Consider the following 21143-nt stretch of genomic DNA (forward strand, 5'->3'; position numbering starts at 1 on the left):
TAATGATTTACGAAATCTTTTGTTTAATGCAGGACGTGAATATGACATTATTTATGTAGATTGGATCAACGGTATGGATTATATGGAACGCAACGCTTATGCGTTAGAAGAAGCCATAAAATGGGTAAACAGCATCAAACAAGGCAATGAACCTAACGTTATTATTGGGCAAAGTATGGGCGGTGTGGTAACACGGTATGCACTTACCGATATGGAAAATAACAGTTTGGCACACGAAACCAATTTGTTTATTTCGCACGATGCACCACATCAGGGAGCAAACATTCCGGATAGTTACCAGTTTATGTACCGTCACTTAACGCAAATGTATGTTAAAGTAAAATCGGGTACAAGAATTTTAAATTTAAAGCTAATACCCAAAGATCTCATTAACAAAATGAATAATGTTGTGGGTATGTTAGACCAACCCGCTTCAAAACAACTTTTAAGATATTGGGTTGCGGGTAATTATAGCTACAACAACTCTGAGCATTATGCTTTCTACACAGCTTTAAGAGCAATGAATAGCAATGGAGGTTATCCAACATTGACAAGAAATATTGCTTTAAGCAACGGAAGCGAATGTGGTGCTACACAATTTGATGTTCAGCCCAATGCCAACTTATTAAACATTCATTTTAGCAATAAACCTACAATATTAAGCGATGTTATAGGTAGCGCTATTGGTCCCATTGCAGGTGCTTACGGAGCTTGGTTATTCAAAGATTGGAATGTTTTCTTAACAGGGTTAAAGGCTACTATATCATCTAAGAAAAAACTTACCTTAGATTTATGGGCAAAAACAATGAGTGAAACAGCAAGTTTACAGCAACATGTGTATCATGCAGATTTAACTTATCATCAAAAGGTTTTATTTGTGATTAACGACAATACAAATATTTTTCATAAAGATGCTTATTCACGCTCAGGAACAGAATTTAGCCATTTTGGCGGTGGAAATTTTCAAATTTATGATGATACAAATGTTGACCAAATTACTAAATTTAATTATACCGGAATAGTTGATTATAATATTAAACCGCGGTTTAACTTTATACCAACAACCAGTGCCTTAGATATCGGTAAATACATTCATACAATAGGCAGTAACAATCTACGTGCAAGCTACGTAGGCGCTACTCCACCCACAGGAATCTACTCATCTCCTTTTGCTAATTTTTCAACTGATTTTAATCCAATAAATGACAACTATCATAATTTTCGTCATATTACTTTTAACCCAAGAAACGGACAATGGCTTGCAAGTGAACTGAATGCTGCACGAAACTCTAACAATAATCAGCTTGTTACAGATTGTTCTATTTTCTGTGGAGAAAGTGAAATAACAGGTTCTGATTTTATATGCGATGGAGCTAATTACACCTACAGTATTCCCGAATTAGCAGGAGTTACTATCAATTGGTCTGTAAGTGGATTGCAGATAGTTTCAGGTCAAAATACATCAAATTTAGTTGTAAAAGATAATGGAGGAATAAACCCTAAAAGCATTCTTGTAACGATTAATTCAAGTACTTGTGGTGCGGTAACACTAAGTAAAAATGTCCATGCCGGAACACCATTCATGATAGGAAGTATCGCAGGATGGAATGTTATTCAAACAAATGGTAATCAACAATTCAGTTTCCCACTAACTTATACTGCACCTAATACAACGGGAGCAACTTATTACGAATGGATATTACCTGGTAACTATCAACTTGTAAGTCAGTTAGGTGTTCCTACGGATATACCTCAGAATTGGGAATTATTAGCTTCAACAGCTAATTCAAATATAATTTCTGTAAGGTCGCCCCTATCAGGAAGTGGGCAAATAAAAGTACGCGCATGTAATGAGTGTGGTTGTTCAACTTATATTTCATTAGATGTGTCACACCAACACAATCCAGGAATGCCAGGATTTGAAATTGCACCTAATCCTACGACAGGCGATGTATTAAATATTATGCGAGTTGAAAGTGCTCCAGTAGTTGAATTCCCAGGAAATCGTACAGATGTATTTATATATAATTTACAAGCACAAAGAGTACACCAATTTGAAATAACGAACCAAGGTGGAAGTACAAATGTAGCACACCTAACAAATGGAATTTACAAAGTACATATTGATATGAAAAATGGAAGTTTTGAAGTTCTTAATTTAAGCATCTCAAGATAAAAACAACCTTAATTTTATTGGCAAGCCTCTGCAATAGCTTTCTATTGCAGAGGCTTTTTTAATTTACAAACAGCGCATCAAACATTAAAAAACAATTAAATCGCAACTATGCTTCATTAAAACCGTATAATTTTTGTAATTTTGTTAAAGAATGAGTATGGTTAAAAAAAATACAAACGAAATTTTACATAAGTTAGATTTCATTGATGATGCAGACGATGAAACGATTCTTATTGCTTTAAAATCAAATATTCCCGATTACAAAATGGCGTATTTGCTCAATAGGCATTTATCGGTTCGTTTTGAAAAAGCAACAGATGATATTTCTTTGACTACCGACACCGGCGTGGCTTATTTTAGAACCTTTGCGTTTCAGGACACAAAAAACCATTTGGTTTGGCGGCTTTTAGAAAACAAATCCAATCATTCTGAAAACATCACCGAACAACCTTATTCATTATTTACCAACGAAAACACCTTGTTTACTGCCACCAATTATTTAGTAAACGAATGGAAAAACATCGATTTTTTTATTTTAATCGAAAATGCAGATCTGTTCTTTAACCCCGAAGAATTGCTGGAAAAACTGCAAGATATAAAGAACCTTTCAACGCATTTTTTAGTGGACTGGGATTCTTTAAGTATAAAAACACAAAAAAATTTAATTTTTTAATATGTTACCAAGAAAAAAAACAAAAATAGTCGCAACCTTAGGACCGGCTTGTAGCACCAAAGAAATTATTAAACAAATGATTGAAGCAGGTGTGAATGTTTTTAGAATCAATTTTTCGCATGCAGACTATTTTGATATCGAAGACAAGGTGCGAATTATCCGTGAGCTAAACGAAGAGTTTCAGTACAACACCTCGATATTAGCCGATTTACAAGGACCCAAATTGCGCGTAGGTGTGATGAAAGACGAAGTGGTTCTTAAAAAAGGCGACATCATTACTTTTTCAACTAAAGAAGAGTTTTTAGGAACAGCCGAAAAAGTGTATATGACCTATAAAAGCTTTCCGCAGGACGTGAACCCCGGAGAAAGTATTTTGCTTGATGACGGCAAACTGATTTTCAACGTTTTGGATACCGATCGCGAACACGAAGTGAGAGCGGTGGTGGTGCAAGGCGGGCCTTTGCGTTCCAAAAAAGGCGTTAATCTACCCAACACTAAGGTATCGTTACCGGCATTGACCGAGAAAGATATTAAAGACGCTTTATTTGCCATTAAATTAAGTGTGGATTGGATTGCCCTTTCGTTTGTAAGAACGGAAGACGATTTGGAGGATTTGCGTTTATTGATTGAAGAACATTCGGATCACAAAATTCCGATTATTGCAAAAATAGAAAAACCCGAAGCAGTGGCAAACATCAACAAAATTGTTTCGCATTGCGATGGATTAATGGTGGCGCGTGGCGATTTGGGTGTAGAAATTCCGGCGCAGGAAGTACCGCTCATCCAAAAACAATTGGTTCACAAGGCAAAATATGCGCGTATTCCGGTTATAATTGCCACTCAAATGATGGAAACCATGATCACCAGCCTAACGCCTACTCGTGCAGAAGTGAACGACGTTGCCAACTCGGTAATGGATGGTGCAGACGCGGTAATGCTTTCAGGCGAAACATCGGTGGGTAATTATCCAGTGCAAGTTATTGAACGGATGACACAAATCATCAACAGTGTGGAAGATTCCGATTTAATTAAACTACCGGTGAATGATCCAAAAATAAAAACCAAACGCTTCATTACCAAATCAATCTGTTTCCACGCAGCCATTATGGCAAATGATATCGAAGCCAAAGTAATTAACACCTTGACCAATTCTGGTTACACAGCGTTCCAAATTTCGGCTTGGCGACCAAATGCACACATTTTGGCTTATACATCAAACAAACACATGCTAACGCAGTTGAGCTTGCTTTGGGGCGTTACTGCTTTTTGGTATGACAAATACGAAAGTACCGATGTGACGATTGAAGACATTAACCAAATTGCTAAAGAAAACAATTATGTGCAACCAGGCGATTACACGATTAATTTAGCTTCAATGCCATTAATTGAAAAAGGGATGGTAAACACGATTCGAGTTTCTGAAATTGAGTAAATGAAGGTAAGAAATTCTGTATTTTTTGGTTTGATGCTATTGTGCATATCATGCTCTTCTGAATCTGAAAAATTTTTAGAAGAAAGGTTAGCAAAAGAAAATTTTGATTTTTCCGATTTAAAACCGAAAAACAACTGGTTGCAATCCAATTTAAGCAATAGCGGTGTAGAGTATGGAATTATTAGTTTGAATAATGCGCAAAAAGTTAAATTTTGGTTTGTAAGCCATCATCTTATATCTGATAAAGGGGGAACAATTTATGAATTTCCCGACGGAGAAAAAAAGTTTATTAGCGGTATGCATTGCTGTGAAGTTTTATTTAATGATACAGAATCTTTAAGGGATCTTTCAACATTTAAGAATTATCTCGAAGCCAATAATAGATTAAAACCTTAAAAATATTTAACATCTAACAACAAAAAGTCATTCTTAACCGAGAATGGCTTTTTATTTTTTAGTCGAAAAACACCAAGTGTTCTGCAGGTTGCTGCCCAAAAGGGTTAGCTATTTTCAACTCCAGGAATTGAAAAAGGAAGTTCTTTAAGCCATGCCACTCCAAATTTTTGTGTTAATTGTTTGGCTATTTCTCTGTTGTTTTCTTCCGCTCGTTTTAAATCTGTTGGTAAAACTACGCAACTTTCAAACCGAAAACCAACTGCAAACTTATTTTTAAAAGAAAGAGCACTTTCGGAGTTGCTGTGGTCTGCAATTCCAAATAAAATAAAACTTACCGGAGTTTTTATTGTATCTCCTTTAATTGTTGATACACTGTGGGATTTTTGAGTTACTTTATAATCTTGGCTGTAAATGTTTAAGCTTACAAAAAAGATAAGTATTACTATAAGTTTCATAACCGATTGTTTTTGATTGTTGTTATTTTATAAAAATACTAAAAAATATATTTCTTTAACAAAAAAATTGAATGTAAAGAACGAAAAAATATAAAGTGAAACCTTATAGTATAATTTGGTTTTTGTGGAAGGTTCATTTTACAAAAGGGATTACCTTCAGTCAATTCGACTAAAACCTCAAGTGCAGTAGAAATCCTTTTTGGAAATTATAAGCATAAATTTTTTAACATAAAGCCTAGTCCAAAGGGATTTGCCGAAATAATATAAAAAAAGAAAAGCCTCGAAAAATCGAGGCTTTTGTGTATAAAAGGTTGAAATTATTTTTTCTTTTTTGCTCCTTTTTCTGCTTTTGCAGCTTCTTGAGCAGCTTTCATAGCCGCACGAGAGATACGAACTTGAGCAACAACCGTGTTGTCTGGGTGTAACAATTTAAAGTTTTCGGTTGGCAACTTTGTAACGTATAATTTGTTACCCATTTCCAATTCGGTGATATCCGCTTCTACGAAATCTGGTAAGTTTGCCGGTAAAGCGCGCACTTTTAATTTGCGTTGGTTTAAACGCAATACACCACCTGCCATTACACCTTTAGAGTTTCCTACTACTTTTACAGGAACTTCCATAGTGATTTCTTTATCTTCGTGTAATTGGTAGAAATCGATGTGTAAAATTTTGTCTGACACTGGGTGAAATTGGATGTCTTGTAGAATAGCATCAATTTTTTTACCGTCTAAATCAATTGCAACTGTGTGTACGTTTGGAGTGTACACCAAGTTTTTAAACGCTTTTTCTTCAGCTGTAAAATGCACTGGTTGTTCTCCTCCGTAAACTACGCAAGGAACCAATCCAGCATTACGTGCGGCTTTTGTAGCTACTTTGCCCACGCTTTCTCTTTCTTGTCCTTTAATTGAAATTGATTTCATTTTGAATATATAAAAATTAATAAAAAATTACATGATAAATTTATCGCTGATTGATGTGTTGTTTTGCACCATGTGCATCACGTCTGCGAATAATTCGGCACAGCTTAATACGCGTATTTTGCTGCTTTGTTTTTTTAACGGAATAGAATCGGTAACGATCAATTCGGTTAGTGATGAGTTTTCTATTTTTTCGTAGGCATTGCCTGATAAAATGGCGTGTGTGCAAATTGCTCGTACGCTTAATGCGCCACGCTCGATCATTACATCGGCTGCTTTTGCAAGAGTGCCGCCTGTATCAATCATGTCATCTACTAAAATTACGTTTCTACCGGTTACGTCTCCGATAAGCTCCATGGTGTCTATTACATTTGCTTTTTTGCGTTGTTTGTAACATACCACTACTTCGCTTTCTAGATATTTTGCATAGGCATAAGCGCGTTTAGAACCGCCCATGTCGGGTGATGCAATGGTTAAATTCTCTAAACCCAATGATTGCACATACGGCAAGAATATGGTTGATGCATATAAGTGATCTACTGGTTTTTCGAAAAAGCCTTGTATTTGGTCTGCGTGTAAATCCATAGTCATTACACGAGTTGCTCCGGCTGTTTCTAGCATTTTTGCTACTAATTTAGCACCTATTGGCACGCGTGGCTTGTCTTTACGGTCTTGACGAGCCCATCCAAAATAAGGAATTACAGCGGTAATATGACGAGCCGACGCACGTTTGGCAGCATCGCACATTAACAATAATTCCATTAAATTATCTGCACTTGGAAAGGTAGAGCATACTAAGAACACGCGTAATCCGCGGATTGATTCTTCGAATGAAGGCTGAAATTCACCATCGCTGTAATGCGAAAAGGTAACTTTTCCTAGCTCTACTCCGTAATGCTTGGCCATTTTTTCTGCTAATTCTTTACTCTGCGAACATGCAAACACTTTTGCTTCAGGTTCAAAGTAACTCATTGTTGCTTAATTTAGTAGTTATTATTGCTTGTTGTATTGTGGGTGCAAATTTAGAAATAATTTTGATGTTGCTCACATTTTTTTAGATTTTTATTTGTTTTATTTGAAAATGTACTTACATTTGCAATCACAATTTCAAGCAAAAAGCCTGAGTGGCGGAATTGGTAGACGCGCACGACTCAAACTCGTGTTCTTCGGAGTGTGGGTTCGATTCCCACCTCAGGTACAGAAAGCTCAACTGAAAAGTTGGGCTTTTTTTATGTAGTTACCCAAACATTTTGAGCGTTTGTGGCATCGAGCACTTTTAGATTCAAAGAGCGGTGAAAGTTCATTGCCATTTTAAATGCGTCTTCTTTGTTGGTTGTCTTATAAAAAGTGATTCGTTTGCTGTTTTCATAAAACAAATTCACTTCATATATTTCTTCGCGCATGACTGTGGAGGCAGTAGCCACGCTAATTCTTTTACCTTCTGTGGTTTTAAAAACCGATACATAATCAAAAACAGGTAAAGGCTTCCATTTGCCAACGTGGATTGCAAAAATGGACTGTATATTTCGATATTTCTGGGTTTGAAAATCAATTTGCGAGCCTTCGGTTTTCATCAAACCAAATCCAATCACCGCAAATAGTAATCCAAAAAATATATTTTGATAAATTAAAAAATACAATCCCGACACGAACAATAAAAAGGATATTAAATATTTTGTGAAAGGCACTTTCCGCAGATAGGTGATTCGATGCATGGTTGTTTTTTTAAAACATTTTTAATAATTTCTAAATTTAATTTAAAACTTTAATTTTATCTATCAATTTAAAAAAAAACACTTTAAAAAATAAATAAAAAGTATATTTGTCTGAAAATCAAATAATTTATTGTACATTTGTACTTTATTTACATCACAGGCTTCTGCCTATTGCCTTTTCTGAATAGTTTAAAGCATTTTTTTCTCTCAGTTTTTGCTTTTTTTCAGCTGCCACCAATACCATAATATTATGAACCACACAACTGGCAAACTGAAAACGATTATTTTTCATGAAAAAAACTTCTTTCATAGGGTTGATATTCCATTTGATTTATATTAAATGACATACACACATTTTGCTTGAAATTTTATGATTTATAAATTCCGTTTATTGATTAAATAAAACCCATAAAACATTTTAATACCAGCCCACGGGCACAATATATTATGACTTTTAAAGAATTACACATTATACCCAATATCCTAAAAGCTGTAGCAACAGCAGGATATACCAATGCAACCGAAATACAAAAACAAGCAATTCCACCTATATTAAACGGAAAAGATGTGATTGGTTGCGCACAAACAGGTACTGGAAAAACAGCATCATTTGCTATTCCTATTTTACAACTACTTAGCCAAAAAACACCAACCAATAAAAATGCTATTCGCGCACTGATTTTAACACCCACTCGCGAATTAGCAATACAAATAAGCGATAATTTCAGCACCTACGGAAATTTTCTTCCTATAAATCATTTGGCAATTTTTGGTGGTGTACCGCAAGGCAACCAACTAAAACAATTAAACAAAGGAACCGATGTGCTTATTGCCACACCCGGACGGTTATTGGATCTAATGGCGCAAGGATGCATCAATTTGCGTTCACTTGAAATATTTGTACTAGATGAAGCCGACCGAATGCTAGACATGGGTTTTGTGAACGATGTAAAGAAAATTCTAACTAAAATACCCACTAAAAGACAAAGTTTGCTTTTCTCTGCTACTATGCCTAAAGAAATACGAAATTTTGCGTACAGCTTTCTTCAAAATCCAACCGAAATTAGCGTAACTCCTGTTTCTTCTACCGCACAAACTGTAAAACAAGGGGTGTATTTTGTAGAAAAACCAGAAAAACTAAATCTATTGGTTCACATTCTGCAAGAGCAATCTATTGAGCGTTCTTTAATTTTTGCACGCACAAAATACGGCGCCGATAAATTGGTAAAACAACTAAAAAGAACGGGCATTCATGCCGCCGCTATTCATGGAAATAAATCGCAAAATGCCCGCCAAAAAGCGCTAGAAGATTTTAAAAACAACCGAATTCAGGTTTTAATTGCAACAGACATTGCCGCACGCGGGATTGATATAGACGAACTGCCGCATGTTATTAATTTCGAACTGCCCAATGTTCCCGAAACGTATGTACACCGAATTGGACGCACCGGCAGAGCAGGAAATTCTGGCACCGCCGTTTCTTTTTGCGATGACGAACAAAAGAAAGACCTAAAAAACATTCAAAAACTAATTGGGTTTACCATGCCGGTACTAACTGTTGCAAACTAATACCCTATTTATAAACTTAAAAATAACGATAAAAGTATGGCCGATTCTTTTTCTAAAAAAGAAAATAATAAGAAAAAAACAAAAAAATTACAAGACAAACAATTACGACGCGAAGACCGTAAAACAAACAACAATAAAGGCAAAAGCCTCGACGATATGATTGTATATGTTGATATAAACGGAAATTTCACATCAGTGCCACCTCACCTTCAAAATAAAGAGGAAGATTTGGCAAAAGCACAAAAAAATGCAAAAAACCAAGCAATAGATGAACATGCTGTTTTCACAGGCATTGTAACTTATTTAAGCGACAAAGGCTATGGTTTTATTACCGAAGAAAAAACCGGCGACAGTATATTTTTCCACATTGGTCAAACAACAATCGCAGTGAATAAACACGATAAAATTAGTTTTAAAAAAGAAATGACTCCAAAAGGTTTTCGAGCAATCGACTTGGAAAAGTAAACGAATAATTAATTTAATATATAGAAACGATGCACGAAGGCACTGTAAAATTTTTTAATGAATCTAAAGGATTTGGATTTATTTCACAAGCAAATGGTGATTAAGATATTTTTGTTCACACAAGTGGCTTGTTAGACAGAGTACGCGAAAACGATTTAGTTGTTTTTGACATGGAACAAGAAAGAAAAGGGATTACAGCAATAAATGTAAAAAGAAAATAACACCTGTTTTACTTTATCTAAGAAGGATATACCCAAAAAGTATACCCTTTTTTATAACACAAAACTTAACATAAAAATCAAAAATACTTCAAGCATTTTTAATATATTTACTAAACAAAAACCTATCATTATGAAAAAAGACGAATTAAAGAAAAAATTAAAAGCTCAAAACAAACAGCTTAAAAAACAAAAATCAATTATTAAATCATACAACAAACTTTTAGGCGAATACGAAGACTTAGCCAAACGCATGAAAAAAAGCATTAAACGCTTTGAATCGTTACTAGAAGATATCGAAGTGGAAGAAGAGTTAACCGACGAAGAAATCGATCAAATCATGAATCAATTCAATGAACTAGACGAAGATGATCTTGATATAGACCTAGATAATTCTGAAGACACACAAGATAAATAGTAAAATCCTCTCTATGGGGATTTTTTTTATTTTAGCAAAAAAATTAAAATGAACAAAAACCCACTTTCGGTAAACGAAGCAATAAAAAAATTAGAATATTATTGTTCGTATCAAGATCGGTGCTACAAAGAAGTTATTGCCAAACTAAAAACGCTGGGAATGTTTCAAACCGCCATAGACCACATCCTTACCCATTTATCTGAAAACAACTTTCTAAACGAAGAACGCTTTGCAAAAAGCTTTGCGCGCGGCAAACACAAATTCAAACATTGGGGCAAACGTCGCATAGAACAAGAGCTGAAATTCAGAGATATTTCCTCACACAACATTAAAACAGCTTTAAAAGAAATAGAAACCGATTATTTAACCAATTTCTACAACCTAGCCGAAAAAAAATGGCAAACCCTCACCGACACTTCTCTTGAAAAGAAAAAACGCAGATGGACCGATTATCTTTTACGCAAAGGCTATGAAACCCACTTAATATTTGATTTTTTGAAGGAGTTAAGCACATAAAACATATGGGCAATCCCTTCCACTACCGTTTCAGGTCGGGCTTTCCGCCGTCGCTTTTGTTTTTTCGCAAAAAACAAAGAGCTCCAACAAGGCTGCAATCCCTATTGCGGTTAGCTGATGATTGGTCTTTTAGGTAGATTATATAGTTGTATAATGTAAATTGTACTGCTGTATATTGAAGAAAATAAGTGCAAATTTTGTGATCTGTGGTTTGCTTAAGATTTAAAGTTTCAAGTTCTTTTAGATGAACTTGTCTCGAACCATAGTTCGATGGTTATGATGCAAATTTACAATAGGCCTTAGCCACACTTCATGTATAATGTAAATTGTATTACTGTATATTGTAGAAAAAAAGGCGACGACCCGAGCTTGCGAATTGCGCCGCACCACCCGAACGAAGCGAACGGTACGTAGTAAATAAAAAAAAGCCCGTCTTGAAAAAGACAGGCTTTATTAAAAAAAGGCGACCCGAGCTTGCGAATTGCGCCGCACCACCCGAGCGAAGCGAACGGTACGTAGTAAATAAAAAAAGAAAGCCTATCTTGAAAAAGACAGGCTTTACTAAAAAAAGGCGGCGACATACTCTCCCACATGAAGATGCAGTACCATCTGCGCTATCGGGCTTAACTTCTCTGTTCGGAATGGGAAGAGGTGAGCCCCGATGCTATAACCACCTTAAATTTTTGTTTAAGGTTTAAAGTTTCTTTGTTTCAGGTTTTAACCTTGAACGCGTTAAACTTTCAACTTTAAACGCAGCTTTGCTGCAATATTGTTAACATATTTTCGATACTTTTATTTATTTGTAGATATTATTTCAGTCTTAATACTTAATACTAAAATCTTAATACTAATACTATACTTTACAAAGCAACTTCCAGAGCACATAAGCATACGGGCTATTAGTACTACTCGACTATGACATTACTGCCTTTACATCTATAGCCTATCAACGTTGTCATCTCCAACGACCCTTTAAAGAAATCTCATCTTGTGGTGGGTTTCGCGCTTATATGCTTTCAGCGCTTATCCCTTCCCAACGTAGCTACTCAGCGATGCACCTGGCGGCACAACTGATACACCAGAGGTTGGTCCAATTCGGTCCTCTCGTACTAGAATCAGATCCACTCAAATTTCTAACGCCCACAGTAGATAGAGACCGAACTGTCTCACGACGTTCTGAACCCAGCTCGCGTGCCACTTTAATGGGCGAACAGCCCAACCCTTGGGACCTTCTCCAGCCCCAGGATGTGACGAGCCGACATCGAGGTGCCAAACCCCCCCGTCGATATGAGCTCTTGGGGGAGATCAGCCTGTTATCCCCGGCGTACCTTTTATCCTTTGAGCGATGGCCCTTCCATGCGGAACCACCGGATCACTATGCTCTACTTTCGTACCTGATCGACTTGTAGGTCTCTCAGTCAAGCTCCCTTTTGCCATTGCACTCTACGCACGGTTACCAAGCGTGCTGAGGGAACCTTTAGAAGCCTCCGTTACTCTTTTGGAGGCGACCACCCCAGTCAAACTACCCACCAAGCAATGTCCCCCGAAACGCGGGGTTAGATCTCAGATAAGCAAAGGGTGGTATTTCAACAATGACTCCACAACGCCTAGCGACGCCGCTTCATAGTCTCCCACCTATCCTACACATCACTTATCCAAGAACAATACTAAGCTATAGTAAAGGTGCACAGGGTCTTTTCGTCCCACTGCGGGTAATCGGCATCTTCACCGATACTACAATTTCACCGAGCTCATGGCTGAGACAGTGTCCAGATCGTTACACCATTCGTGCAGGTCGGAACTTACCCGACAAGGAATTTCGCTACCTTAGGACCGTTATAGTTACGGCCGCCGTTTACTGGGGCTTCAATTCAATGCTTCTCCGAAGATAACATCTCCTCTTAACCTTCCAGCACCGGGCAGGTGTCAGGCCCTATACGTCATCTTACGATTTAGCAGAGCCCTGTGTTTTTGATAAACAGTCGCCTGGACCTTTTCACTGCGGCCACGCCTGAGCGTGGCGACCTTTCTCCCGAAGTTACAGGTCTATTTTGCCTAATTCCTTAGCCATGAATCTCTCGAGCACCTGAGGATACTCTCCTCGACCACCTGTGTCGGTTTGCGGTACGGGTTCTAATAATCTAGGTTTAGAAGCTTTTCTTGACAGCCTTTAGGTACACTATCTCTTTGCCCGAAGGCTCCGAGTACTATCGCATTTCTCCATCTCTAACGCATTTTACTATTAAAGATATAGGTACGTGCTTTAACGAACTATTCCGTCAGTTCGCGGTACTTTCACCACTGCGTCACTCCATCACAATTATTACAAGTACGGGAATATTAACCCGTTGGCCATCGACGTCCCCCTTCGGGTGTGCCTTAGGTCCCGACTAACCCACAGCTGATTAGCATAGCTGTGGAAACCTTGGTCTTACGGTGTGCGGGTTTCTCGCCCGCATTATCGTTACTTATGCCTACATTTTCTTTTCTAAACAGTCCAGCAATTCTCACAAATCACCTTCTACCCAGTTTAGAATGCTCCCCTACCACTGTACCTTGTACAATCCATAGCTTCGGTAGTATGCTTATGCCCGATTATTATCCATGCTCGATCGCTCGACTAGTGAGCTGTTACGCACTCTTTAAATGAATGGCTGCTTCCAAGCCAACATCCTAGCTGTCGGGGCAATCAAACCGCGTTTTTTCAACTTTAGCATACATTTGGGGACCTTAGCTGATGGTCTGGGTTCTTTCCCTCTCGGACATGGACCTTAGCACCCATGCCCTCACTGATGAAAATCATTTAATGCATTCGGAGTTTGTCAGGAATTGGTAGGCGGTGAAGCCCCCGCATCCAATCAGTAGCTCTACCTCTATTAAACTTTTTTCAGCGCTGACCTAAATGCATTTCGGGGAGTACGAGCTATTTCCGAGTTTGATTGGCCTTTCTCCCCTACCCACAGGTCATCCGAAGACTTTTCGTCAACCGGTTCGGTCCTCCATTTGGTGTTACCCCAAACTTCAACCTGCCCATGGGTAGATCACACGGTTTCGCGTCTACCATTACTGACTCATGCGCCCTATTCAGACTCGCTTTCGCTTCGGCTGCGTAACTTAATTACTTAACCTTGCCAGCAACGGTAATTCGTAGGCTCATTATGCAAAAGGCACGCGTCACCCAACGAATGGGCTCCGACCGCTTGTAGGCGTATATGGTTTCAGGTTCTTTTTCACTCCGTTATTCACGGTTCTTTTCACCTTTCCCTCACGGTACTGGTTCACTATCGGTCTCTCAGGAGTATTTAGCCTTGGCGGATGGTCCGCCGGTTTAATCAAGGTTTCTCGTGCCCCGACCTACTCAGGATACCACTATCTATTACATCTCTTACCAATACGGGACTATCACCCTCTGCGGTTCATTTTCAAATGATTCTTATTCGATTTGCATAAATGTCGTGGTCCTACAACCCCAAAAATTGCCGTAACAACTTTGGTTTGGGCTTTTCCGCGTTCGCTCGCCACTACTACGGATCACTTTTGTTTTCTTCTCCTCCGCCTACTTAGATGTTTCAGTTCAGCGGGTTTGCTTCCTTATCAGGATGACATGTCTTCAACATGACGGGTTGCCCCATTCGGATATCTACGGATCGTCTCGTGTGTGCCAATCCCCGTAGCTTTTCGCAGCTTATCACGTCCTTCTTCGCCTCTGAGAGCCTAGGCATTCCCCATACGCCCTTATTTTGCTTATTGTGCTCTACTTTTTTAGTTCTATGTTGTAAGTTATAGCTTATAGGTTCGAAAACCTAAAACGTATTTCTTATAACGTACTACCAAAAAATGTGCTTTATATTATTTCTAATATCTTTTCTACTTTTTAAATGTATCTCAATATGTCAATGAACTTTTTGCTTCGCGCTTTACGCACTAGGCTTTTAGCTTTAAGCTTACAGCTTATTGCTTCTTGTGGAGAATAAGGGAGTCGAACCCTTGACCTCCTGCGTGCAAGGCAGGCGCTCTAGCCAGCTGAGCTAATCCCCCGTATCGTAGTTGTTAGTTAACAGTTTATAGTTAACAGTAACTGTAAGGTTAGCTAACCTCTAGAATTTCCTTTGAATAAAATACTTTGTAGTCCCGGGCAGACTCGAACTGCCGACCCCTACATTATCAGTGTAGTACTCTAACCAGCTGAGCTACGAGACTCTGTATTTTTTATTCTGCTTTTTTTTGAACCAACAGTTAAAGAGTAAAAGATGTTTAAACCATCTCTAGAAAGGAGGTGTTCCAGCCGCACCTTCCGGTACGGCTACCTTGTTACGACTTAGCCTAGTTACCGGTTTTTACCCTAGGCAGCTCCTTGCGGTCACCGACTTCAGGTACCCCCAGCTTCCATGGCTTGACGGGCGGTGTGTACAAGGCCCGGGAACGTATTCACCGGATCATGGTGATATCCGTTATTTAGCGATTCCAGCTTCACGGAGTCGAGTTGCAGACTCGATCCGAACTGTGACCGGTTTTATAGATTCGCTCCTTGTCGCCAAGTGGCTGCTCTCTGTACCGGCCATTGTAGCACGTGTGTGGCCCAGGACGTAAGGGCCGTGATGATTTGACGTCATCCCCACCTTCCTCACAGTTTACACTGGCTGTCTTGCTAGAGTTCCCGACATGACTCGCTGGCAACTAACAACAGGGGTTGCGCTCGTTATAGGACTTAACCTGACACCTCACGGCACGAGCTGACGACAACCATGCAGCACTTGTAATTTGTCCGAAGAAATATCTGTTTCCAAATACGTCAAACTACATTTAAGCCCTGGTAAGGTTCCTCGCGTATCATCGAATTAAACCACATGCTCCACCGCTTGTGCGGGCCCCCGTCAATTCCTTTGAGTTTCAGGCTTGCGCCCGTACTCCCAGGTGGGATACTTATCACTTTCGCTTAGCCACTCAAACCGAAGCTCGAACAGCTAGTATCCATCGTTTACGGCGTGGACTACCAGGGTATCTAATCCTGTTCGCTACCACGCTTTCGTCCATCAGCGTCAATCATTTGTTAGTAACCTGCCTTCGCAATTGGTATTCCATGTAATATCTAAGCATTTCACCGCTACACTACATATTCTAGTTACTTCACAAATATTCAAGCCCTACAGTATCAATGGCATTTTTTTGGTTAAGCCAAAAACTTTCACCACTGACTTATAAAGCCGCCTACGGACCCTTTAAACCCAATGATTCCGGATAACGCTTGGATCCTCCGTATTACCGCGGCTGCTGGCACGGAGTTAGCCGATCCTTATTCTTACAGTACCGTCATAAATTCCCACGCATGGGAGTGTTTTTCCTGTACAAAAGCAGTTTACAATCCATAGGACCGTCATCCTGCACGCGGCATGGCTGGTTCAGGCTTGCGCCCATTGACCAATATTCCTCACTGCTGCCTCCCGTAGGAGTCTGGTCCGTGTCTCAGTACCAGTGTGGGGGATCTCCCTCTCAGGACCCCTACCCATCATCGTCTTGGTATGCCGTTACCACACCAACTAACTAATGGGACGCATGCTCATATTATACCAATAATATTTTATAATATATTGATGCCAATGCTATTAACTATAAGGTATTAATCCAAATTTCTCTGGGCTATCCCTTAGTATAAGGTAGATTGCATACGCGTTACGCACCCGTGCGCCGGTCTCAAAACAGCAAGCTGCTTCTACCCCTCGACTTGCATGTGTTAGGCCTGCCGCTAGCGTTCATCCTGAGCCAGGATCAAACTCTTCATCGTATAATTTTTTATATTGTTGATGTGTCGTTTAAAACCTCTTGGTTATCCAAGAGCTTTTACTCTTTAATTCTCTGTTAATCCAATATGTCTATGAACTTATTCTTCTTATCTTCGCTTCTCTCTCAAAGCGGTTGCAAAAGTAAAACTTATTTTTTAATCAGCAAATTTATTTTTGCTTTTTTTTGAAAAAGTTTTTTTTGTGGGCGATGAGGGGTTCGAACCCCCGACCCCCTCGGTGTAAACGAGGTGCTCTGAACCAGCTGAGCTAATCGCCCTTTTTCTTTTTGAACGGACTGCAAAGATAATAACCTTTTTCTATACCATCCAAATTTATTTTTTACTTTTTTTCTATGAACGTGGCTTTCGTTATCCTGAAAGCGGTTGCAAATATACTACTCTTTTTTTGGCTTTTGCAAATGGTTTTTCAAAGTTTTTTAATCTTTTTTGTAATTGTTTGACAGCGTGTGGTTTTGAAGTTTAAACTAGGTGAAAATAATCTTTGCCAAAGTTTGGAACTTTGGCAAAGTTGTACAATTTTACAAAACACAATTTACATTATACAATAAAAACCGCGTTAGGGATAGCAGCGAAAATCCTTTTTGTGAGCTTGCGAACAAAAAGATTGTAGCGAATAGCCCGCCCCCTGTTTGCTTGCATTTTTCTGTGATGTACGAAATGGTGTGTGGGTTCTGAGCTTTGTTTTGAAACGGAATGGAAGGGGAACGCCCATATCATAAAAAAAATCCCGCCACTTTTGAAAATGACGGGATTGAATATGTGTGAAAAACGTATTAGTTTTTACCTTCCATTTTAGCTTTTAATTCTGCTAATGCGTCGATATCTCCTAATGTAGTTTTTTCGTTTGAAGCGTTGTTTGCTGCTGCTTTTTCTTCTGCTGCTTTGAAGTTTTTCTCTTCTTCTTCACGGAATGTTGCAGTGTGCGATGCTACTACTCTTTTGAATTCTTTGTTGAATTCGATTACTTTGAAATCTGCTGTATCGCCTTTTTTCAATTTTTTTCCGTCTTCTTTTTCTAAGTGACGAGTTGGGATGAAGGCTACTACATCTTCTTCAAAGTTAATGGTTGCTCCTTTATCGTTTAAGTCTGCAATTGTTCCGTTGTGAACAGTACCTACGCCGTAAGCTGCTTCGTGTGCATCCCATGGGTTGTCGGTAGTTTGTTTGTGACCTAAAGATAATTTGCGACCTTCTACATCTAATTCTAACACTACAACGTCTAATTTGTCTCCTACGTTTACAAATTCTGATGGGTGTTTGATTTTCTTAGTCCAAGATAGGTCTGAAATGTAAACTAATCCGTCGATACCTTCTTCTAATTCAACGAAAACGCCGAAGTTTGTGAAGTTACGAACGGTGCCTGTATGTTTAGAACCTACTGGGTATTTAGATGTGATGTCTGTCCAAGGATCGTTTGATAATTGTTTGATACCTAATGACATTTTACGCTCTTCGCGGTCTAAAGTTAAGATAACTGCTTCTACTTCGTCTCCGATTTTAACGAAATCTTGAGCTGAACGTAAATGTGTTGACCATGACATTTCAGAAACGTGGATCAATCCTTCTACTCCTTCTGCTACTTCGATAAATGCACCGTAATCAGCTAAAACAACTACTTTACCTTTTACTTTATCTCCAACGTTTAAGTTAGCGTCTAAAGCATCCCAAGGGTGTGCGTTTAATTGTTTTAAACCTAATTGGATACGTGTTTTCTCGTCGTCGAAGTCTAAGATTACTACGTTTAATTTTTGGTCTAATTCTAATACTTCAGATGGGTGGTTGATACGAGACCATGATAAGTCTGTGATGTGGATTAATCCGTCAACGCCACCTAAATCGATGAATACACCGTATGAAGTGATGTTTTTAACTACACCTTCTAATACTTGACCTTTTTCTAACTGACCGATGATTTCTTTTTTCTGAATTTCGATATCAGCTTCGATTAATGCTTTGTGAGATACTACTACGTTTTTGAATTCGTGGTTGATTTTTACAACTTTAAATTCCATGGTTTTGTTAACGTATTGATCGTAATCGCGGATTGGTTTCACATCGATTTGAGATCCTGGTAAGAATGCTTCGATACCGAATACGTCAACGATCATACCACCTTTTGTTCTGCATTTAACAAAACCGTTTACGATTTCGCCTGTGTCATGAGCTGCAATCACGCGATCCCAAGCTTTGATGGTACGTGCTTTGCGGTGAGATAATACTAATTGTCCGTTTTTATCTTCGCGAACGTCGATTAGAACTTCTACTTTGTCACCAACTTTTAAGTTTGGATTGTAGCGAAATTCGTTTAAAGAGATAACACCTTCAGATTTAGCGTTGATATCAACAATTGCATCTCTGTCTGTGATTCTTACTACTACACCTTCTACAACTTCTTCATCACCGGTTGAGATAAATGTTTTTTCTACTAAGTCTTCGAATTCTTTAAGGTTTGAAGCATCTACTGCATCAATACCGTTTTCATAACTGTCCCAGTTGAAAGTGTCTAAGAATTCTTTTGTGTTTTGTGTTTGTTCAGACATGTCTGATAATAAATTTGTATTCTGTTTATTTAAGGATTGAAATGAAGTTTTAAACAGAAGTTGTTATTGATTATTGTTTTCACTTTTTAGCTCAATCCTTTTCTTCTGCTAAAAAGTGGTGCAAATTTACGTTGTTTTTTTTTATCTTCCTAGAAATCAATAAAAAAAGTCTAAAAAATGAATTCCAGACTTTTTTTTATTTAGAAATTGGTTGTTAGGTTTACGGTTAATCCGTTTGATTCTGGCACGAACCTACATACACCGCCTACGCAGATTAAACCACCACGTTGACGTCCATAGTTTAGAGCGATACGTGTTGCTCCTTTGGAGAAGCTTCCTCCTACGCTGTAGTAATGAATACGACTTTCTGGATGTGAGTTTCCGTAGTTATACATATCGGTTACATAAAGGCTAAACATTGTGTTTGGAACAAACTCTAATAGCGCTGCTCCCCAATCACCTTTATCTGCGGTTGCCCACATATTTTGTAATTGCAAACGAACAGAGGTTGTTTCTGAAAAATTATATAAGCCTTCCACACTAGCTATATCTGTTTTAACATCATCAAACTTTCCTTCTAAAAGGGGTGCGTTGTAATATTGGTTCATATACATGGCAATCATTTGAAATTTTGTTGAGTATCTTTTTCTAACTTCAATTGCCAGATCCTTATAGTATTTTTCTCCAAATTGCAAAAATTCATCATTTAGGATATTGGTATCAAAGTTGTATGATGATTTTAGACCTGCCCAATAGGATCCATTAACGGCCAAATGGGTTCCATACTCACCTCCTAATGTTGTTCCTTCTACAAAATCATAGTAAAAATCATACTGTCCGCCAATTTCTCCATTTCTTTTCTCGAACCAATTAACCCCTCCTTGCGCTTGATACACATAAATATTTTGCAGCGAAAAATCGTATTGTTTGGTTAGCGCAGGCACATAGTTTATCACTCCTTTATTATATACATTTCCGGTAAACTTTCTTTCAGAATAAAACATCATGTTTTCTAATCTACGCAGATTCACACTAGATCCAAAGTTATTTTTATTATATCCTAGGTTTACCAATATTGCATTCCCATCTAGAAATGTTTCGTCAACATAATCATCATTTTCAAAAATGATATCTTTTTGCTTATGAATATATTCACCACTAAGGTTAAAACTACCTAACCCTAAGCTTACACGACCTGAAAAGGCGTTGATAAGATCATTCACACCATTGTAGTCAACCACTTTTTCTTCATCTAATCTACCCACATAGCTGGCACCTAACCTTAAATCGGTACTTTCAAATTTTAATGCGTCTGACAAGTTAAATTCTATATTAGTTCCCACTACATAGCTCTCAGACAGGTCAAATCCCATTCCAAAACGTTGTTTACCTCCTAAAGTGGTAAGGTCAAGGTTTTTTGTTAATCGTAATTTCGCATTCAAACCAAAAAGCGCATTGTTAATTCCTAACGCACGATCTTCCCATGAACGCAGAATTAATCCGCTGCCAAATTGCTCATAGAAGTGACCCAAAGTAATGTTTACACCATTATCAAAATCGTTATACTTTGCGTAAATGGTACCGATATGTACATCCTGTAGATCTGGATTGTAGTTGATTATTGCTTTAGGATAGTAAGCTTCTATCTGGGTTCCAAACTCCCATTTGTTTTTAAAATAATCTAGTTTAATATAGGTATTCGACCTTAGCCTTTCTTCCGCTTCTGTTTCGTCTATCTTAATTTTTTCATCGTCTATGTAATATTGACTATTTGATTCAATACCTACACGAATTTGCGCATAAAAGAAAGACGACGTTAAGAACGCCGCCAAAAAAAATATTTTTTTCATTAA

15 protein-coding genes, 4 tRNA genes, 3 rRNA genes and 1 pseudogene are annotated in these 21143 nt (G+C 38.2%); 10 read left to right on the forward strand and 13 right to left on the reverse strand.

Translation table 11 applies throughout. The annotated features are described in order from the left end of the window. Nucleotides 1-19 precede the first annotated feature (19 nt). The 4 genes from NPX36_RS03510 (at nucleotide 20) to NPX36_RS03525 (ending at nucleotide 4677) form a co-directional block, all read left to right on the forward strand. Nucleotides 20-2176 carry a GPI inositol-deacylase gene (locus tag NPX36_RS03510; RefSeq protein WP_257500041.1) on the forward strand — a complete coding sequence of 719 codons (2157 nt, stop codon included), beginning with the start codon at nucleotides 20-22 and terminating at the stop codon, nucleotides 2174-2176. Between the two features lie 157 nt (nucleotides 2177-2333). Next, nucleotides 2334-2849, forward strand: a complete 516-nt coding sequence (locus NPX36_RS03515; RefSeq protein ID WP_257500042.1) for an IPExxxVDY family protein — start codon at nucleotides 2334-2336, stop codon at nucleotides 2847-2849. A gap of 1 nt (nucleotide 2850) precedes the next feature. Beyond that, entirely contained in the window at nucleotides 2851-4281 is a 1431-nt protein-coding gene (pyk, locus tag NPX36_RS03520) for a pyruvate kinase (RefSeq protein ID WP_257500043.1), read from the forward strand. Next, complete coding sequence (locus tag NPX36_RS03525; protein ID WP_257500044.1) at nucleotides 4282-4677, forward strand: hypothetical protein; 396 nt, start codon at nucleotides 4282-4284, stop codon at nucleotides 4675-4677. 104 nt (nucleotides 4678-4781) lie between these two features. Here NPX36_RS03525 and NPX36_RS03530 read toward each other — a convergent pair whose 3' ends face one another. The 3 genes from NPX36_RS03530 to NPX36_RS03540 form a co-directional block, all read right to left on the reverse strand. Next, the gene (locus tag NPX36_RS03530) at nucleotides 4782-5132 is read right to left on the reverse strand and encodes an FEKKY domain-containing protein (protein ID WP_257500045.1); all 351 of its coding nucleotides are present in this window, start codon (nucleotides 5130-5132) and stop codon (nucleotides 4782-4784) included. Nucleotides 5133-5449: 317 nt separating this feature from the next. After that, on the reverse strand, nucleotides 5450-6052 hold the full coding sequence (locus tag NPX36_RS03535) for a 50S ribosomal protein L25/general stress protein Ctc (RefSeq protein WP_257500046.1): 603 nt from the start codon (nucleotides 6050-6052) through the stop codon (nucleotides 5450-5452). Between the two features lie 27 nt (nucleotides 6053-6079). Beyond that, a complete protein-coding gene (locus tag NPX36_RS03540; protein ID WP_257500047.1) occupies nucleotides 6080-7021 on the reverse strand; it encodes a ribose-phosphate pyrophosphokinase in 942 nt (313 codons plus the stop codon). 146 nt (nucleotides 7022-7167) lie between these two features. On the opposite strand from NPX36_RS03540, the gene NPX36_RS03545 reads away from it, so the two are divergent. Continuing rightward, a tRNA-Leu gene (locus tag NPX36_RS03545) sits at nucleotides 7168-7247 on the forward strand. 31 nt (nucleotides 7248-7278) lie between these two features. Here the strand turns inward: NPX36_RS03545 and NPX36_RS03550 are convergent. Together NPX36_RS03550 and NPX36_RS03555 are read right to left on the reverse strand one after the other, a co-directional pair. Further along, nucleotides 7279-7764, reverse strand: coding sequence for a hypothetical protein (locus tag NPX36_RS03550; RefSeq protein WP_257500048.1), 486 nt, complete (start codon nucleotides 7762-7764; stop codon nucleotides 7279-7281). Between the two features lie 154 nt (nucleotides 7765-7918). After that, nucleotides 7919-8074: a hypothetical protein gene (locus NPX36_RS03555; protein WP_257500049.1), complete on the reverse strand. Its 156-nt coding sequence runs from the start codon at nucleotides 8072-8074 to the stop codon at nucleotides 7919-7921. Between the two features lie 137 nt (nucleotides 8075-8211). On the opposite strand from NPX36_RS03555, the gene NPX36_RS03560 reads away from it, so the two are divergent. From NPX36_RS03560 to NPX36_RS03580, 5 genes and pseudogenes are all read left to right on the forward strand, one after another. Next, entirely contained in the window at nucleotides 8212-9333 is a 1122-nt protein-coding gene (locus tag NPX36_RS03560) for a DEAD/DEAH box helicase (protein ID WP_257500050.1), read from the forward strand. A 36-nt stretch (nucleotides 9334-9369) separates the two neighbouring features. Continuing rightward, nucleotides 9370-9798: a cold-shock protein gene (locus NPX36_RS03565; protein ID WP_257500051.1), complete on the forward strand. Its 429-nt coding sequence runs from the start codon at nucleotides 9370-9372 to the stop codon at nucleotides 9796-9798. Nucleotides 9799-9827: 29 nt separating this feature from the next. Next, a pseudogene (locus NPX36_RS14330) lies at nucleotides 9828-10019 on the forward strand (cold-shock protein). A gap of 130 nt (nucleotides 10020-10149) precedes the next feature. Next, the gene (locus NPX36_RS03575) at nucleotides 10150-10434 is read left to right on the forward strand and encodes a hypothetical protein (RefSeq protein ID WP_257500052.1); all 285 of its coding nucleotides are present in this window, start codon (nucleotides 10150-10152) and stop codon (nucleotides 10432-10434) included. A gap of 48 nt (nucleotides 10435-10482) precedes the next feature. Continuing rightward, nucleotides 10483-10950, forward strand: a complete 468-nt coding sequence (locus NPX36_RS03580; RefSeq protein WP_257500053.1) for a regulatory protein RecX — start codon at nucleotides 10483-10485, stop codon at nucleotides 10948-10950. Nucleotides 10951-11516: 566 nt separating this feature from the next. Here the strand turns inward: NPX36_RS03580 and rrf are convergent. From rrf to NPX36_RS03620, 8 genes are all read right to left on the reverse strand, one after another. Further along, nucleotides 11517-11628 (reverse strand): 5S ribosomal RNA (gene rrf, locus NPX36_RS03585). A gap of 202 nt (nucleotides 11629-11830) precedes the next feature. Beyond that, nucleotides 11831-14699: ribosomal RNA gene (locus tag NPX36_RS03590) — 23S ribosomal RNA — on the reverse strand. Nucleotides 14700-14914: 215 nt separating this feature from the next. Then, a tRNA-Ala gene (locus NPX36_RS03595) sits at nucleotides 14915-14988 on the reverse strand. Nucleotides 14989-15076: 88 nt separating this feature from the next. Then, a tRNA-Ile gene (locus tag NPX36_RS03600) sits at nucleotides 15077-15150 on the reverse strand. A gap of 69 nt (nucleotides 15151-15219) precedes the next feature. Further along, nucleotides 15220-16732, reverse strand: a 16S ribosomal RNA gene (locus NPX36_RS03605). Together the 16S, 23S and 5S rRNA genes with 3 tRNA genes alongside form the textbook arrangement of a ribosomal RNA operon. A 200-nt stretch (nucleotides 16733-16932) precedes the next feature. Beyond that, a tRNA-Val gene (locus tag NPX36_RS03610) sits at nucleotides 16933-17007 on the reverse strand. Between the two features lie 516 nt (nucleotides 17008-17523). Further along, nucleotides 17524-19290, reverse strand: coding sequence for a 30S ribosomal protein S1 (gene rpsA / locus NPX36_RS03615; RefSeq protein ID WP_257500054.1), 1767 nt, complete (start codon nucleotides 19288-19290; stop codon nucleotides 17524-17526). 200 nt (nucleotides 19291-19490) lie between these two features. After that, nucleotides 19491-21140, reverse strand: coding sequence for a DUF6029 family protein (locus tag NPX36_RS03620; RefSeq protein ID WP_257500055.1), 1650 nt, complete (start codon nucleotides 21138-21140; stop codon nucleotides 19491-19493). Nucleotides 21141-21143: the final 3 nt, after the last annotated feature.

Origin of the sequence: Paenimyroides aestuarii, assembly GCF_024628805.1 — a bacterium.
GTDB classification, from domain to species: domain Bacteria; phylum Bacteroidota; class Bacteroidia; order Flavobacteriales; family Flavobacteriaceae; genus Flavobacterium; species Flavobacterium aestuarii_A.